Raw genomic sequence first — 15039 nt, 5'->3', positions numbered from 1 at the left:
TCTAGACGTCAGTGATGGCCGGGAAGGTGCTCGTCGCGTCCTCGGTGCCGGCCGGGATCGGGTCGGGGAGGATCTCGCGGATGCGGTACTGGATCTCGCGGCTCAGCTCGGCCTGCGGGCGGCTCGCGTCCAGCACGAGGTACCGGTCGGGATCGGCCTCGGCGAGCGCGCGGAAGCCGGCCCGGACGCGCTCGTGGAACTCCTGCGGCTCGGACTCGATGCGGTCGGCGGGCGCCGACAGCCGGCGCAGCCCGTCCGCCGGCGGCACCTCCAGCAGGACGGTCAGGTCGGGCATCAGGCCGCCGGTCGCCCACGCGTTGACGCGGGCGATGTCCTCGACCGGCTGCCGCCGTCCGTATCCCTGGTAGGCCAGCGACGAGTCGAGGTAGCGGTCGCTCACCACGATCGCGCCGCGCTCCAGCGCCGGCCTGATCACGTTGGCGACGTGGTCGGCGCGGTCGGCCGCGTACAGCAGGCTCTCGGCCCGGTCGGACAGCCCGGTGGTGTCCCGGTCCAGCAGCATCGCGCGCAGCCGCATGCCGATCTTGGTGGCGCCGGGCTCGTGCGTGGTGATCACGTCGTAGCCGTGGTCGCGCAGCCAGATCGCGGCGAGCCGCGCCTGCGTGGTCTTGCCCGCGCCCTCGCCGCCCTCGAACGCGATGAACACGCCGTGCTCGCGGCGGACGGGCTCGGGCTCCACGGCCTGCGACGGCGGGACGTACACCTCGCCGCGCAGCGCGGCCCGCAGGTCCGGGACGAGCGGGATGCCGGGCCGGTCGTCCAGCCTCCGGTAGGCGACGGCCCCGGCGGCCAGCGCGAGGACCGCGGCGATCAGCTGCGCGGCCATCGACCCGTCGAGGTCGTAGCCGTCGCCGGCGTCGATCCGGTGCGAGCCGAGCGCCCCCGCGACGGCGGGCACGGCCGCGAACGCGACCAGCGCGACGACCAGCGTCACCGACCGCAGGAACGCGCGCGGACGATCGTCGTCCTCCGCGTCCGGGTCGCGGACGACGGCGGCTCCGCAGGACCAGGCGGCACCGGCCGCGACGCCCAGGAACGCCGTCACGAACGCCACGACGACGAGGTTGCGCACCAGCGCGTCGACGATCAGCAGCAGCGCGGCGGCGATCACCGCGAGGCCGAGGAGCCGGCGGCGGCTGAACGGCCCGAGCACGCGGGGCCCGAGGAACAGCCCGAATGCCAGGCCGGCGGCCAGCCCGGTGAGGACGGCGCCGTACCCCGCGTCGCCCCCGCCCAGCTCGCCGGTGTGCACGCGGGCGACCGCGACGGCGGCGCCCGCCGCGAGCGCGGCGCCGCCGACCGCCAGGCCGAGGCCGCGGCCGGCCCGGTCGAGCCCGGACCCCTGGAACAGCAGCTTCAGCGGCGCGGGAACCGAGATCGGCTCTGTCGCCGGGACCTCCTTGACCAGCGCCGTCAGCGCGGCCGCCACGACGAACGCCACCGCGGTCGCATACAGCGGGAGGTCGGCCCGGTGCGACGCACCGAGCGCCGCGTTCGCGATCACGGCGAGCAGCGCGAACACCAGCGCGGCGACCGGCGCCGGCCCGTACACGGCGCGGACCGCCGTCCGGCGGGCGCCGGCGCGCGGATCGGCCTCCGCCGTCGCGCGCGCGACCAGGACGCCGCCCCCGGCCATGTCCGCGCTCTCGCCGGCGGCGAGGGCGGGCAGCGACGCGGCCGCCGCCGGGGCCCACAGCACCGACAGGCAGCCGACCAGGAACGCGGCGGCCAGCGTCCACGGCAGCGCGTCGACCAGCGGAACCGTCAGGACGACCACGAACCGCAGCGCGTCGGCGATCAGCAGCGCGAGGCGCCGGTCGATCCGGTCGGCGAGCGCCCCGGCGAGCGGCGCGAGCAGCACCGCCGGCAGGACCAGCAGCGCCAGCGCGCCGCCGGCGGCCCGCAGCCGCGCCCCGGTGCCGTCGGCCGGCAGCACCGCCATCGCCGACAGCGCCGGCACGGCGAGCCACAGGCCGAGGCCGGACACCGACAGCGCGGTCCGGAGCCGGCGGAACGGCACCGCCGACGCGGCGGGGAGCGACGAAGCACCCGGCTGCGGCGCGGCGGGGTGCGGCCGGGTGGCGTCCGTTCTGGTCATGTCGGTCAGGGTATCGGCGCGAATGTCGTTATGAGCCGGACTTTGCAGAGGTGCGGCGGCGGGTCGTCGTCTTCTTCTTCCCGCCGCCCGCGGCCACCTTCTCACGCCGCTCGGCGAGCAGCTCCGCGGCGCGCTGGATCGTGATGGACTCGACCTCGTCGCCCTTGCGGAGGCTGGCGTTCGTCTCGCCGTCGGTGACGTACGGGCCGAACCGGCCCTCCTTCACCACCACCGGCTTCTCGCTCACCGGGTCCTTGCCGAGCTCGCGCAGCGGCGCCGCCGCGGCGGCCCTGCGGCCCCGCTGCTTCGGCTGCGCGAACAGCTCCTTGGCCTGCTCCAGCGTGACGGTGAACAGCTCGTCCTCCGAGCCGAGCGAGCGGCTGTCGGTGCCCCTCTTGATGTACGGGCCGAACCGCCCGTTCTGCGCCGTCACCGGCTCGCCGTCCAGCTCGCCCAGCGTGCGCGGCAGCGACAGCAGCTTCAGCGCGTCGTCCAGCGTGATCGTGTCCAGCGACATCGACTTGAAGAGGGAGCCGGTGCGCGGCTTGGCCGCGTCGGCCTTCTTCGTGCGCCCACGCTTTTGGCCAGCAGGTTTCGAGCCCTCGGCGGGCGGTGTCGCCGAAGGCGACGTCGGCGAAGCCGACGCCGCCTCGGGCAGGATCTCGGTCACGTACGGGCCGAACCGCCCCGACTTCGCCACGATCATGTGCCCGGTCTGCGGGTCGACGCCCAGCTCCCGGTCACCGGACGGCTGCGCGAACAGCTCCTCGGCCTTCTCCGCCGTCAGCTCGTCGGGCGCGATGTCCTCGGGGATGTTGACGCGCTCGCCGTCGCGGTCGAGGTAGGGCCCGTACCGGCCGACGCGCACCATGATGTCGGTGCCCTTGACCGGGAACGAGCTGATCCCCTTGGCGTCGATGTCGCTGATGTCCTCGGTGAGCTCCTTGAGCCCCTCGTCGCCGTTGTCGCCGAAGTAGAACCGCGACAGCCAGCGGACCCGCTCGGCCTCACCGCGGGCGATCTCGTCGAGACCGTCCTCCATGTGCGCGGTGAAGTCGTAGTCGACCAGGTTGCCGAAGTGCTGCTCCAGCAGGTTGACCACGGCGAACGCCAGGAACGACGGGACGAGCGCCGTGCCCTTCTTGAACACGTAGCCGCGGTCGAGGATCGTGCCGATGATCGAGGCGTAGGTGGACGGGCGGCCGATCTCCCGCTCCTCCAGCTCCTTGACCAGGCTCGCCTCGGTGTAGCGGGCCGGAGGGCGGGTCGAGTGGCCCTCGGCGTCCACCGCGTTGGCCGACAGCCGGTCGCCCTGCTCCAGGTTCGGCAGCCGCCGCTCCTGGTCGTCGCGGTCGGTGGCCGGGTCGTCCGCGCTCTCGACGTAGGCCTTGAGGAACCCGTAGAAGGTGATCGTCTTACCGGTCGCGCCGAACTCGGCGGTCTCGTTCTGCGTGGAGACGCCGGTCACCCGGATCGACACCGAGCGGCCCGCCGCGTCCTTCATCTGCGACGCGATCGTCCGCTTCCAGATCAGCTCGTACAGCCGGAACTGGTCGCCGGACAGGCCCGTCTCGGCGGGCGTGCGGAAGCTGTCGCCCGCCGGGCGGATCGCCTCGTGCGCCTCCTGCGCGTTCTTCACCTTCGACTGGTAGACGCGCGGCTTGTCCGGCACGTACTCGCCGCCGAAGAGGGTCGCCGCCTGCCGCCGCGCCGCCGTGATCGCCGTCTCCGACAGCGTGATCGAGTCGGTTCGCATGTAGGTGATGAAGCCGTTCTCGTACAGCTTCTGCGCCACCGACATCGTGTACTTGGCGGAGTACCCCAGCTTGCGGCTGGCCTCCTGCTGCAGCGTCGTCGTCCGGAACGGCGGGTACGGCTTGCGCGTGTACGGCTTGGACTCGACCGACTTGACCTCGTACGGCCTGCCGCGCAGACGGTCGGCCAGCGCGCGCGCCGACGGCTCGTCCAGGTGCAGCGCGTCCCTGGTCTTCAGCGTGCCGTCGGAGGCGAAGTCGCGGCCCTGCGCGACCCGCTTGCCGTCCACCGAGACGAGCCCGGCCTTGAACGCCTTGGGCTCGTCCTCCTTACCGGTGTCGAACTCGGCCAGGATGTCCCAGTAGTGCGCCGGGACGAAGGCGATCCGCTCGCGCTCGCGCTCCACCACCAGCCGCGTCGCCACCGACTGCACCCGGCCCGCCGACAGCTTCGGCATGACCTTCTTCCACAGGACGGGGCTGACCTCGTACCCGTAGAGCCGGTCCAGGATGCGGCGCGTCTCCTGCGCGTCGACCAGCCGCATGTTCAGCTGCCGCGGGTTCGCGGCGGCGCGCTGGATCGCGTCCTTGGTGATCTCGTTGAAGACCATCCGGTGCACCGGCACCTTCGGCTTCAGGACGTCCTGGAGGTGCCAGGCGATGGCCTCGCCCTCCCGGTCCTCGTCCGTGGCGAGGAAGAGCTCGTCGGCCTCGGCCAGCAGCTTCTTGAGCTTGGCGACCTGCGCCTTCTTGTCGGCGTTGACCACGTACAGCGGATCGAAGTCGTGCTCGATGTTCACACCGAGCTTCGCCCACGGCTCGCCCTTGTACTTGGCCGGCACCTCCGAGGCGCTCCCGGGCAGGTCCCGGATATGGCCGATACTGGACTCCACGATGTAGCCACGGCCCAGGTAACCCGCGATCGTCTTCGCCTTCGCGGGCGACTCGACGATCACCAGTCGCGTGCCGGCGCCGTTCGCCTGGCCACTCTTCGCAGTGCCGTTCTTGGCTGGCACAGTCGCTCCAACCTCGCTGTCTGGTCTTCTCGCTCACACTCTTCTTACACAGGCTTCCTACAACGTCGCATGACGGCGGGTTCATGCCCGGATGCCCCCACGCCGCCCCTTCGGTCGTCGCTCCGCCCGTGGCGGGCGCAACTCTCATCCGCCGCTCGCCTCCGGACAGGATGACATGCCGCCACCACCCGTGCGGACCGGGCCGCCGCCCTGCGCTGCACAACACCCGGTCCACCAAGTAATAATGGTCGCAATGGTGCAGTACACCTACCTCGTCCTGTCACTGCCGGCCGGCACCACGCGTGACACCGCCCGGCAGATCCTGACCGAGCACGCCGAGCACGGCGGCTGGGAGATCGATCGGTTGCGCCTCTACCCGGACGGCCGCCGCCGTATTCAACTGCGGCGCAAGGTCATCCGCGCGGTCCGCACGTTCTGAGAACCGCCCCGGCCGTTCCGGCGTTCCGGCCGGCCGCGGAGGTTCGCTCCGTTTCCCGCCCCTCCCCGGAGATCGGCGCCCGTTCAGGGCGGCTCACCCGAGTCCCGGACGGAGCGTAGCACTACGTACGAAACGCATGACGTCCCGTAATCATATTCGCCGGCCGGGATGCCCGCGCCCGAACGCCGTGCGCGCCGGCTGGGCGCGGACAAGGCTTCGCCCGCCCCGGACCGCGCCTCCGGGACGGGCAAAGCGTTCATGGTCGGGCCTGCCGGACGGGAGTCGTCACCGTCCGGCAGGCCCCGCCGGGCCGGCGGCCGGGTCGGTCAGCGGCGGCCGGGACGCAGGCGGCGGCCCAGCGTGACCGCGCCGGAGAGCGCCGCGGCCAGCGCCGCCGCACCGAGCGCCCACAGCGAGCCGCTCTCGGTTCCCGAGGTGAGCGGCGCGTTGTCGGCGACGTTCCGGACCGGGCCGAGGTCGGTGACCGCGCCGCCGACCTTCGGCGCCTTGGCGGTCCCGGCGGGCAGCGCGACGCCCGCCGGCAGCTTCACGCTTCCGGTCCCGGGGTGCTTGACGCCCTTCGTCCCCGGCAGGCCGGTGACGGGGAGCGCGGTGCCGGACGTGCGGGCGTTCGGGGCCACCGGGACGACCGGCACCGCGGGCAGCGCCCTGGTCGGCAGCGCGCTCGGGTCGACGGGCAGCGTCGCGATCGTCATGCCGTTGCCGCCGGTGTGGACGGTCCGCTCGGCGTCCGTGCGCGGAGCCTTCGGCAGGCCGTTGACCTTGGGCGTGACCTTCGGCGTCATGGCGCCGCCGAGCAGGCCGTTCACCGTGGGCAGGTCGCCGCGGACGGGCAGGGTCTCGGCGGCGGGCAGCTGCGAGCCGGGGACCGGGCCCAGGGCCGGGGCGCCGGTCCGCTGCGCGGCGGTGCGCTGCGCGGCGGTGCGCTGCGCGGCGGTGCGCTGCGCGGCGGTGCGCGGGAGCAGGTTGGTCGCGGACAGGGCGTCCGACACCGGCACGCTCCTGGTCGCCGGGATCCGGTTGACGGTCGAGGTCGCGCCGGAAAGGGCCTGCGACACGTTCGGCAGGCCGGTCACGGGCAGCCCGGCGGTCCCGTTCTTCCCGGTGGTCCCGGGCGTCCCGGGCGTCCCGGCCGCGCGGTCGCCCGCGCCCGGCAGCTGCGGCACGACGGGCAGCGCCGAACCGGGGTTCACCGGCAGCGGGTCGCCGGCGGAGCGGGCGTAGGGGTGGTAGCCGCCGAAGCCCGGGCCGTCCTGGCAGTGCGCGAGGGACCGGCCGACCACGGCGCCGACGTTCCCGCACGCGTCCACGGGGGCCTTCGCCGGCGCGTGCGCCTGGTTGCCGCCGCCGACGCTTCCGTTCCCGGAGGTGTGCCCGCCGGGCCCCTGCGAGCCCTCGACCAGCGTCTGGCCGTTGCAGTGCGCGGCGGCCTTCCCGACGACCGCGGCGGCGTTCCCGCAGACGTCGACCGGCGCGGTGATGGGCGCGTTGCCCTGGTTGCCGCCGCCGACGCTGCCGGTGCCGGAGGTGTGCTGGTCGCCGCCGGAGCTGCTGCGCGCGTGCGCGCCGCCCTCGCAGTACGCGCCGGCCTCGCCGACCAGCGCCGCGGCGTTGCCGCAGACGGTCGCCGGGACGCTGATCGGCGCGTTCGCCTGGTTCCCGCCGATGACGCTGGACGTCCCGTCGGTGGTCTGCCCGCCCGTCCCGTGCCCGCCGTTGCGGACCGACGCGCCGCCCTCGCATTCGGCGAGGGCGTTGCCGATCGCGTTGCCGCACACGTCCACCGGCGCGCTGACCGGGGCGTTCGCCTGGTTGCCGCCGAGCACGCTGTGCAGCCCGGACGTCCGCTGCCCGGCACCGGTGTCCCCGCCGTTCTTGACGATCGCGCCGCCCTCGCAGCCGGCGACCGCCTCGCCGACGATCGCGACGGCGTTGCCGCAGACGTTCACCGGCGCGCTGATCGGCGCGTTCACCTGGTTGCCGGCGATGACGCCGAGCGAGCCGTCGGTGCTCTGCCCGCTGCCGTGGCCCGCGCCGCCGTTGTGCACGGTCGCGCCGCCCTCGCAGCCCGCCTCCGCCTTGCCGATGATCGCGACCGCGTTGCCGCAGACGTCCACGGGCGCGGAGATCGGCGCGTTCACCTGGTTGCCGCCGAGCACGCTGTGCGCGCCGGAGGTCTGCTGGCCGCCGGCGCCGCCGCCGTTGTGCACGGACGAGCCGCCGGGGCAGCCCGCGTCCGCCTTGCCGATCAGGGCGACGGCGTTGCCGCAGGCGTTCACCGGCAGCGAGATCGGCGCGTTGACCTGGTTGCCGCCGCCGACGCTGCCGGTGCCGGAGGTGTGCTGGCCGCCTCCCCCGCCGCCGTTCAGGACGGACGCGCCGCCGCGGGACACCCCGTGCCCGCTGCCGACGATGCCCGCGCCGTTGCCGCTGACGTCGACCGGCGCGGAGACCGGCAGGTCGACCTGGTTGCCGCCGAGCACGCTGCCGTCGCCGTTGGTGGCGTCGGCGAAGGCGTTGGCGGGAATGGCGCTGACACCGAGGGCGACGAAACTCGCGGTGACCACCGCGGTGCGTGCGGTGCTTTTTGCCCACGTTCGCATGATGCTCCGTTCGGGGGATGAAGGAATGGAATGCCGAGACGTCGGGGGTCTCGTGGAAAGGGCGCGCCTGACGGCAGGCCGCGGACCGGCCCGAGCCGCACGGGCATCCGGCCGCAAGCCTGTGATCAGGGATTAGTCAGGCGCGAAGGAGGGCTCGTCCGCGGCGGTGCGGACGGCCGGGGGAACCGCGCCGAAACGGCGCGGAACGCAGGCTCGCGGCGGGACGGGAGCCCACGGGAAAACGGTCGGCAGCCCGGCGGCGGCACCGATCGGAACACCGCCGCAGGTCACCGAATGCGTGCCGGACTGGCCCGGCGCCTGGAAAGGCGCGGGGTGCCGCTCGATGGCACGGTGGTGCCGGGCATGGGACGCCGGACGCGGCCGGGAGACCGCATGCGCCCGGACGTGTGCACGGCGCACCGGCGCCGCGCTCCCGCTCGCGCGGCGCGGTGCGCCGTGCGCCTTCGGCGGCGCGGTGCGCCGCTCCGCCGGCGGCGCGGCCTTCGCCGCCCCGGCCGGCTTCGCCTGACCCGCCTGCTCCGCCGCCTCGACGGGCGTGACGGGCTTGACGGGCGCCACCGCCCGCACGGGCGGCGCCTGGTGCTTGACGGCCCCGACCACCGACGGGATCGGGGAATGCGGAGCCGGCAGCACCGTGGCCAGCACCGGAGCGTCCGCGACGGCCTTCGGCGGCGCGGGCGCCTCGGCGGCGCTGGCCTGCTGTGCCATGCCGCCGAGGATCCAGCCCGCGACCAGCAGGCCGGCGAGGACGAGCAGCCGCCGGACGGTCCGCCCGGTGGCGACACGGCGCAGCCGGGCGCCGAGCGCCCGTTCCCGCGTCGCGTCACATGCCACCGTGAGACCTCCGTTGCGACCACCGCCCATCCCTCACGGGACGGGCGGGTCCCTACGAACGGTGACGATAGCACCACTCATCGCATTGGCAACGGGAAATTCAAGAGCGGTCGAGGAATTGGTCGAGAACGCGCACGCCGAAGCGCAGGCCGTCCACCGGAACGCGCTCGTCGATGCCATGGAACATTCCGGAAAAGTCCAACTCTGGGGGCAATTTCAGCGGTGCGAAGCCGAAGCACCGCATGCCGAGGCGCGCGAACGACTTGGCGTCCGTCCCGCCGCTCAGGCAGTACGGCACCGGCAGCGCCCCCGGGTCCTCCGAGGTCAGCGCCGCCTCCATCGCCGCGACCAGCGCCCCCTCGTACTCGGTCTCCACCGCGTGGTCGTGATGCACGAAATCCCGCTCGACGCCCGGCCCGAGAAGTTCGTCCACGGTCGCGAAGAAATCGTCCTCGTAGCCGGGCAGGAAACGCCCGTCCACCTGAGCCGTCGCGCTCTGCGGAATGACATTGGTCTTGTATCCCGCGTCCAGCCGCGTCGGATTCAGCGTGTGCCGCAGCGTCGCCCCGATCATCCGCGCGAGCGGGCCGATCCGCTCCAGGCACGCCTCCGGGTGCTCCGGATCGAACTCCACCCCGTACGCCAGGCACGCCCGCTCCAGGAACGCCCGCACCGTCTTCGTCAGCTGCACCGGGAACTCGTGCTCCCCCAGCCGCGCCACGGCCGCCGCCAGCGCCGTCACCGCGTTGTCCGGATGCACCATCGACCCGTGCCCCGCGGTGCCCTTGGCGGTCAGGTTCATCCAGGCGATGCCCTTCTCCGCCGTCTCGATGAGGTACAGCCGCTTGTCGCCCGGCACGGTCAGGCTGAACCCGCCGACCTCCCCCACGGCCTCGGTGCACCCCTCGAACAGCCCGGGATGCTCATCGACGAGCCACCGCGCGCCCCACTTCCCGCCGGCCTCCTCGTCCGCCAGGAACGCCAGCACCACGTCCCGCGGCGGCCTGCGCCCCTCCCGCAGCCGCTGCCGCACCACCGCGAGGATCATCGCGTCCATGTCCTTCATGTCCACGGCCCCGCGGCCCCAGACGCACCCGTCCGCGATCTCGCCGCCGAACGGGTCCCGCGTCCAGTCCTCGCGGCGCGCGGGCACCACGTCCAGGTGCCCGTGCAACAGCAGGGCGTCGCGCCCCGGGTCCTCCCCCTCGATCCGCGCCACGACGCTGGCCCGCCCGGGATGCGACTCGAGGATCGTCGCCTCCAGCCCCACCTCCGCCAGCTTCTCGGCGACGTACTCCGCCGCGACCCGCTCCCCGGGCCCCGAATGATCCCCCGGATTGCTGGTGTCGATCCGGATGAGCTCCTGGCAGAGCCCCACGACCTCGTCCTCAGCGGTCGGCTGCTGGGCCACAGTGATCACCTTCGCGCTCGCCGTCCTGGTACCCCACCATCGTGCCCGCTCGATCGACTTCGCCGCGACTCGGCTCCTTTGGTATGGTGAAGCCCGCCGCAGCCGCGCTGCGGCCGGCGACACCGGTCCGGGTGGCGGAATAGGCAGACGCGCTAGCTTGAGGTGCTAGTGCCCTTCACGGGGCATGGGGGTTCAAGTCCCCCCTCGGACACAGACCGATCGCACATGTGGAGGCTCCGGGATCATCCGGGCCTCCACTTCGTGTCTCTGATGGCGCCCGCCTTGGCTTCGGCCCGCGGGCCGTCGTGGGTCGGCTCGCGTTGGGGTCCGGTGCGGTGCTCGCCGGGCCAGTTGGCCTGACCAGGCCATTCCTGTTTTCTCGCCTTGTCGCGGGCGCGCGGCGCGAAACATACTCGGCTGACGCCCCAACGGCGACGGTGAGGTCTGCGTGGACCGGATTCGGCGCGATGTCGCCCTGTCGAACGTCCGCACGCGGCTGGCGGCCGTCGAGCGGTCCGGGGACGCCGCGACGCTGTTCGACGACGAGGCCGTCCGCGACGCGGCCGAGCTGGTGGAGTACGCGCGCGAGCATCCCGGCGACGCGCTGCTGGGGCTGGCGGCGGCGGGACGGCTGTTCTGGAAGCGGTACCTGAGCGTGGCCGGCCGGGGCCGCGGCACCGACAACCCCGACTTCGTCGCCGTGCTGGCCTTGCTGGCGCCGGTGTACGCGGCCGACCGCGCGGCGGTCCCGCAGCCGCTCTGGCGCACGCTGCGGGAGGTCGGGGACGACTTCACCCGGTCGAGCCTCGTCGAGCAGGCTCCGGACGAGCTGCTCGACGGCGTGACCGCCGTGCTCGCCTCCGGAAGCGAGCACGCCGAGACCGCCGCGCTCATCGCGGACGCGGCGATGGTCATGCTGCCGCGGGGCCATCCCGTGCGTCCGCTGCTGGCGTCGGAGCTGGCCGTCGCCCTCGACCTGCGGTACGAGCGCGAGGAGGCGCGGGAGCACCTCGACCGGGCCGTGGCCGTGGCCGCCGAGGCCGCGGAGGAGTCGCGCGGCCCGGTGCCGCTGTCGCGGCTCGGGCTGATCTCGTGGCGGCGGTACACGGTGGCCGGCGAGCGCGCCGACCTCGACCGGGCGGTGGCCGCGAACCGGGCCGCTGCGGACGCGGCGCGCCCGTCCGATCCGTCGCTGGCGGGGTGCCTACACAACCTGTCGCTCTCGCTGGGCTCGCTGGCCGACGCGACCGACGACGTGGATCTCTTCGAGGAGGCCGTGCTCGCCTCAAGGGAGGCGGTCGAACTCACCGGCCCCGACGACCGGATGGTGCTCCACCACACGGTCCTGCTGGTGAGCCTCCTGACCGACCGGCACAGGGTCCACGGGGCGCGCGGCGACTTGGACGAGGCCCTGCGGATCGGGCGGGCCGCCATCGCGTCCGCCCGATTCGGCGCTCCCGGTCTCGACACGATGCGGGCCGCCCTGGACCGGGCCGAGGGGCGCCATGCCGATCTTCCGTAGGAGCGCACGGCCGTTCCAGCACGCCCGCCAGGTCCTCACTGTGCGCGCGGAGGACGACCGGGAGGCGGTCGTGTTCACGGCGCGGCGCCGGGGCCGCACCCATCACCTCGTGGTGATCGCGTCTCCCGGGCGCAGCGTGCCGTACACGACGATGCCGGAGGACATCCTCGCCGACCTCTTCGCCGGCCTGTGGGGTGAGGACGCCGGGAAGGGCTCCAGGCGGTCCGGCACGACGTCCGGCACGACGGACGGTGAAGCGCTCGTCCTCCTCGAACAGGCCGACGACGAAGGGCAGTACCGGTCGCTGCCGTACCTCCTGCCCGATCCGCCGGATCCGCGGGTGCTCGCCGGGAACGCCCTCGCCGACACCGGGGAGCCCGTGACGGTGCGCGGCCCGTACCGGGTGCCGTGGACCCCGGCGGTCGCGTTCGTCGTCTCGGGACGGCTCGCCGGGCGGTCGCGGCGGTTCACGCTGGTCACCGGGGACCGCAGCCACTGGGCGGTGACGGACGACGACCCGGGCGCGCTGCGCCGCCTCTTCCACGACGTGATGGCCACGCCCGCGTCCGCGGGCGGCCTGAGCTGGCTCATCGAGCATCCCGTGCCGCCCGTCTCCTGGACGTTCGTGCCGGAGCCGCTCGCGTCGGCGTCCTCTCCCGCCGACCTGACGCCCGCCGAACTCGGCCGCTCCGTGCTGACCGCCACGACCATGCACCGGCACGCCGGCCTGACGTACCGCTGGCTCGGCCCGGACGGCGACGGCGGGCACACCGTCCAATACCGCCGCGACGACGACGAGCCCTGGAGTTCCGCCACCCTGGACGCGTGGCCGCCGAGCGACTTCGTCGTCGAGACGTTGGCGGCGACCTGGGACGCCCGGCAGCGCATGTACGCCGCCGAGTACCTGCGCGGCGCCGTCCATTTCGCGCGGGACGACCGGCTGGAGGAGGCGTTCCGCCAGTTCGCCCTCCACGCCCGGATGGCCCGTCCGGACACCGCCGAAGACGCTCGGGACACGCTCGGCGGTGCGGTGGTCGTCGGGTACGCGCTCTACCACGACCATCCGGACCTCGCCGAATGGGTCGCGACCAGCGCGGCGTCACTCGCCGAGCGGTTCGCCGAGCACGACATGAGACGCCACATGCTGAGGCTGGCGGCCATGGCCTGCGAGTCCCTCACCCAGCGGGCCGAGTCGCTGCTGCACTACGAGCAGGCCCTCGCCGTCGACGCGCCCTACGGCGTCCCCTTCCTCGAACGCGACCTGAACCTCGACGTCGTGACCACGACCGTCCGGCTCATGGGCGACCACGAGCCGGAAGGGCTGTTCCGGCGGGACCTCGAACCCGGGATGGCCGGGCTGCTGCGCAGGGCGGCCCGCCACCTCGACCGCGCCGCGGAGCTCGTCGCCGCGGAACCCGCCGAGGACAGCGGCTGGGCCCGGCTCGCCGTCGCCGTCTACCGCTGGCGGCTGCGCGACCTGGCGGGCGAGCACGAGGCCGCGGCGGACGGCCTCGCCGGGCTGCTCGCCGACCCGGCCCTGCACGAGCACGAGCCGCTGCGGCAGAGCGCGGTGGTGTTCCGGCTCATGGCGCTCTGCAAGCTCGCCGACCAGGACCCCGCCTGGGAGGGCCGCTACGCCGAGGCGCTCACCGGGCCCGAGAGCGAAGGGCTGGGAGGGGACCGCGCCTGCGTGTACCTCGTCCTGCGCTCCGACCAGCTCGCCGGGCAGGGCATGAACCACGAGGCGTTCGCCCACGCGCTCCTCGCCCACCGGATCCAGCTGGCGGCCGACCGGCAGCGGATCCGGCAGCCGCGCCCCGGCGAGAGGCACACCGGCTGGCTCGCCATCGACGCCCTGGCACGGCTGCACTTCCTGTGCGTGCTGATGATCCTGCAGGAGGGGGACACGCCCGACACCCGTCTCAACGGCCGGATCCGCCTCCTCGTCACCGAGAGCGCCAAGGGCCGCTGGTTCCGCCGCGACCTCGGCCGCGGGCTGCGCACCGAACCCGACGGCGGCCTGGTCTACTCGCCGGTCCGCGGCGCGGACGAGGGCCTGGACGAACGCCTGACCTGGACGGTCGACCTCCCCACCGTGGAGGACGAGGTCACCGCCGGCCACCCCGCCCGGCGCCGTCTCGACCCCGAGCTCCTCCTCCCGCCCGAGGCGGCCGACCCGACCGGCCCCCAGGACCTGCGCGTGTTCGCCGAGGCGTTCCCCGACTTCGACCTGACCGCGCTGCGCTCCCGGCTCCCCGAGGGGACCGCACTGCTGTCCTTCTACGCCGCCCGCGACGTCAGCTACGTGGTCTGCCTGACGCCCGGCCGCACCGCCAGCCTCCAGATCGATGTGACGCTGGACGGCCTCACCCGCGCGGCGATGTCCCTGCAGGCGGCGTTCTCCGGCACGGGCCTGCACGGCCGCATCGACCCCGACCGCCCGTTCGACATGGACGACCGGTTCTACGCCCCCGTCCGGGACCTCGGGTCGTGGCTGCAGGAACTGGTTCCGGTCGTCCGGGACGCGCCGCTCATCATGATCGCTCCGCATGCGGCCTGGCACAACATCCCCGTCCACGCCCTGCTGCTGCCCGAGCTGTGGGAGACCGGCCGCAACCCGGCCCTGACCTACGTGCCCAGCATCGGCGTCGCCGAGGACCTGCTGCGCCGCGCCGCGGAGCGTCCGTCCGCCGTCACCGCCGCCGCGGTCGCCGCCGTCCCGGCGCGGGCCGCCGAGGCGGAGCAGTTCGCCGGCTGCCGGGAGCGGATCACCGCGGCGCTGCGCGGCTCCGGCGTCCGCGTGGACGAGCCGTCCGCGCGCGACGCCACACCGGACGAGGTGATGTCCGTCCTCGCGAAGACCGACCTCGTCCACGTCCTGGCGCACGGCTGGTACCGCGACAACGCCGAGGCGATGGACTCCGGCCTGGCCCTCTCCCGGACCCGGACCGACGACGGCCGGCTGTCCGGGCGCGACCTGCTCGGCGGCGCGATGGCCGCCGCCCACGTCACCTTCCAGGCGTGCTCGCTCGGACGCGTCGTCGTCTCCGCCGGCGACGACCAGTGGGGGCCCGCGCGGGCCGCCCTGCTCGCGGGCGCCGACAGCGTCCTCGCCCCGATGTGGGACGTCGACCTGCGCTCGTCGACGGAACTGATCGCCCGCTTCTACGAGTCGTATCTGAGGGGCGGCGTCACCAAGGCGCGCGCCTTCACCGAAGCGCAGCGCTCGGTGTACCAGTCCGGCGACGCCTGGCGGCATCCCTACCACTGGGCCGCGTTCAAACTGACGGGGGTCTGAC

General features: G+C 74.0%; 8 protein-coding genes and 1 tRNA gene. 4 read left to right on the top strand and 5 right to left on the bottom strand.

From position 1 onward, the window contains the following. Nucleotide 1: 1 nt before the first annotated feature. Together tmk and topA are read right to left on the bottom strand one after the other, a co-directional pair. Entirely contained in the window at nucleotides 2-2119 is a 2118-nt protein-coding gene (tmk, locus tag QP089_RS05750; RefSeq protein ID WP_285910251.1) for a dTMP kinase, read from the bottom strand. Nucleotides 2120-2147: 28 nt separating this feature from the next. Further along, nucleotides 2148-4889 (bottom strand): type I DNA topoisomerase, encoded by a 2742-nt coding sequence (gene topA, locus QP089_RS05745; RefSeq protein ID WP_285910250.1) that lies wholly within the window; start codon nucleotides 4887-4889, stop codon nucleotides 2148-2150. A 253-nt stretch (nucleotides 4890-5142) separates the two neighbouring features. On the opposite strand from topA, the gene QP089_RS05740 reads away from it, so the two are divergent. Further along, nucleotides 5143-5328, top strand: a complete 186-nt coding sequence (locus QP089_RS05740; RefSeq protein WP_151540728.1) for a DUF5703 family protein — start codon at nucleotides 5143-5145, stop codon at nucleotides 5326-5328. A 326-nt stretch (nucleotides 5329-5654) separates the two neighbouring features. Here the strand turns inward: QP089_RS05740 and QP089_RS05735 are convergent, their stop codons facing one another. The 3 genes from QP089_RS05735 to QP089_RS05725 all read right to left on the bottom strand — a co-directional run bounded on the left by QP089_RS05735 (nucleotide 5655) and on the right by QP089_RS05725 (nucleotide 10218). Continuing rightward, entirely contained in the window at nucleotides 5655-7952 is a 2298-nt protein-coding gene (locus tag QP089_RS05735) for a chaplin family protein (RefSeq protein ID WP_285910249.1), read from the bottom strand. A 132-nt stretch (nucleotides 7953-8084) separates the two neighbouring features. Continuing rightward, on the bottom strand, nucleotides 8085-8807 hold the full coding sequence (locus tag QP089_RS05730; RefSeq protein WP_285910248.1) for a hypothetical protein: 723 nt from the start codon (nucleotides 8805-8807) through the stop codon (nucleotides 8085-8087). 100 nt (nucleotides 8808-8907) lie between these two features. Further along, on the bottom strand, nucleotides 8908-10218 hold the full coding sequence (locus QP089_RS05725) for a M20/M25/M40 family metallo-hydrolase (protein WP_285910247.1): 1311 nt from the start codon (nucleotides 10216-10218) through the stop codon (nucleotides 8908-8910). A gap of 125 nt (nucleotides 10219-10343) precedes the next feature. Between QP089_RS05725 and QP089_RS05720 the strand changes: the two genes are divergently transcribed. From QP089_RS05720 to QP089_RS05710, 3 genes are all read left to right on the top strand, one after another. Next, a tRNA-Leu gene (locus QP089_RS05720) sits at nucleotides 10344-10429 on the top strand. A 237-nt stretch (nucleotides 10430-10666) separates the two neighbouring features. Continuing rightward, nucleotides 10667-11740: a tetratricopeptide repeat protein gene (locus QP089_RS05715; protein ID WP_285910246.1), complete on the top strand. Its 1074-nt coding sequence runs from the start codon at nucleotides 10667-10669 to the stop codon at nucleotides 11738-11740. Beyond that, nucleotides 11724-15038, top strand: a complete 3315-nt coding sequence (locus QP089_RS05710; RefSeq protein ID WP_285910245.1) for a CHAT domain-containing protein — start codon at nucleotides 11724-11726, stop codon at nucleotides 15036-15038. The genes QP089_RS05715 and QP089_RS05710 overlap by 17 nt, the downstream gene beginning before the upstream one ends. Nucleotide 15039: the final 1 nt, after the last annotated feature.

This window comes from Actinomadura opuntiae (genome assembly GCF_030283205.1).
Lineage (GTDB): Bacteria > Actinomycetota > Actinomycetes > Streptosporangiales > Streptosporangiaceae > Spirillospora.
Note: the sequence above shows the minus strand (reverse complement) of the source record. Positions and strands in the feature narration are given on the sequence as shown.

Coding starts and splice junctions, on each gene's coding strand:
- tmk (WP_285910251.1), bottom strand. CDS start 2,119: ATGACCAGAACGGACGCCACCCGGCCGCACCCCGCCGCGCCGCAGCCG.
- QP089_RS05740 (WP_151540728.1), top strand. CDS start 5,143: ATGGTGCAGTACACCTACCTCGTCCTGTCACTGCCGGCCGGCACCACG.
- QP089_RS05735 (WP_285910249.1), bottom strand. CDS start 7,952: ATGCGAACGTGGGCAAAAAGCACCGCACGCACCGCGGTGGTCACCGCG.
- QP089_RS05710 (WP_285910245.1), top strand. CDS start 11,724: ATGCCGATCTTCCGTAGGAGCGCACGGCCGTTCCAGCACGCCCGCCAG.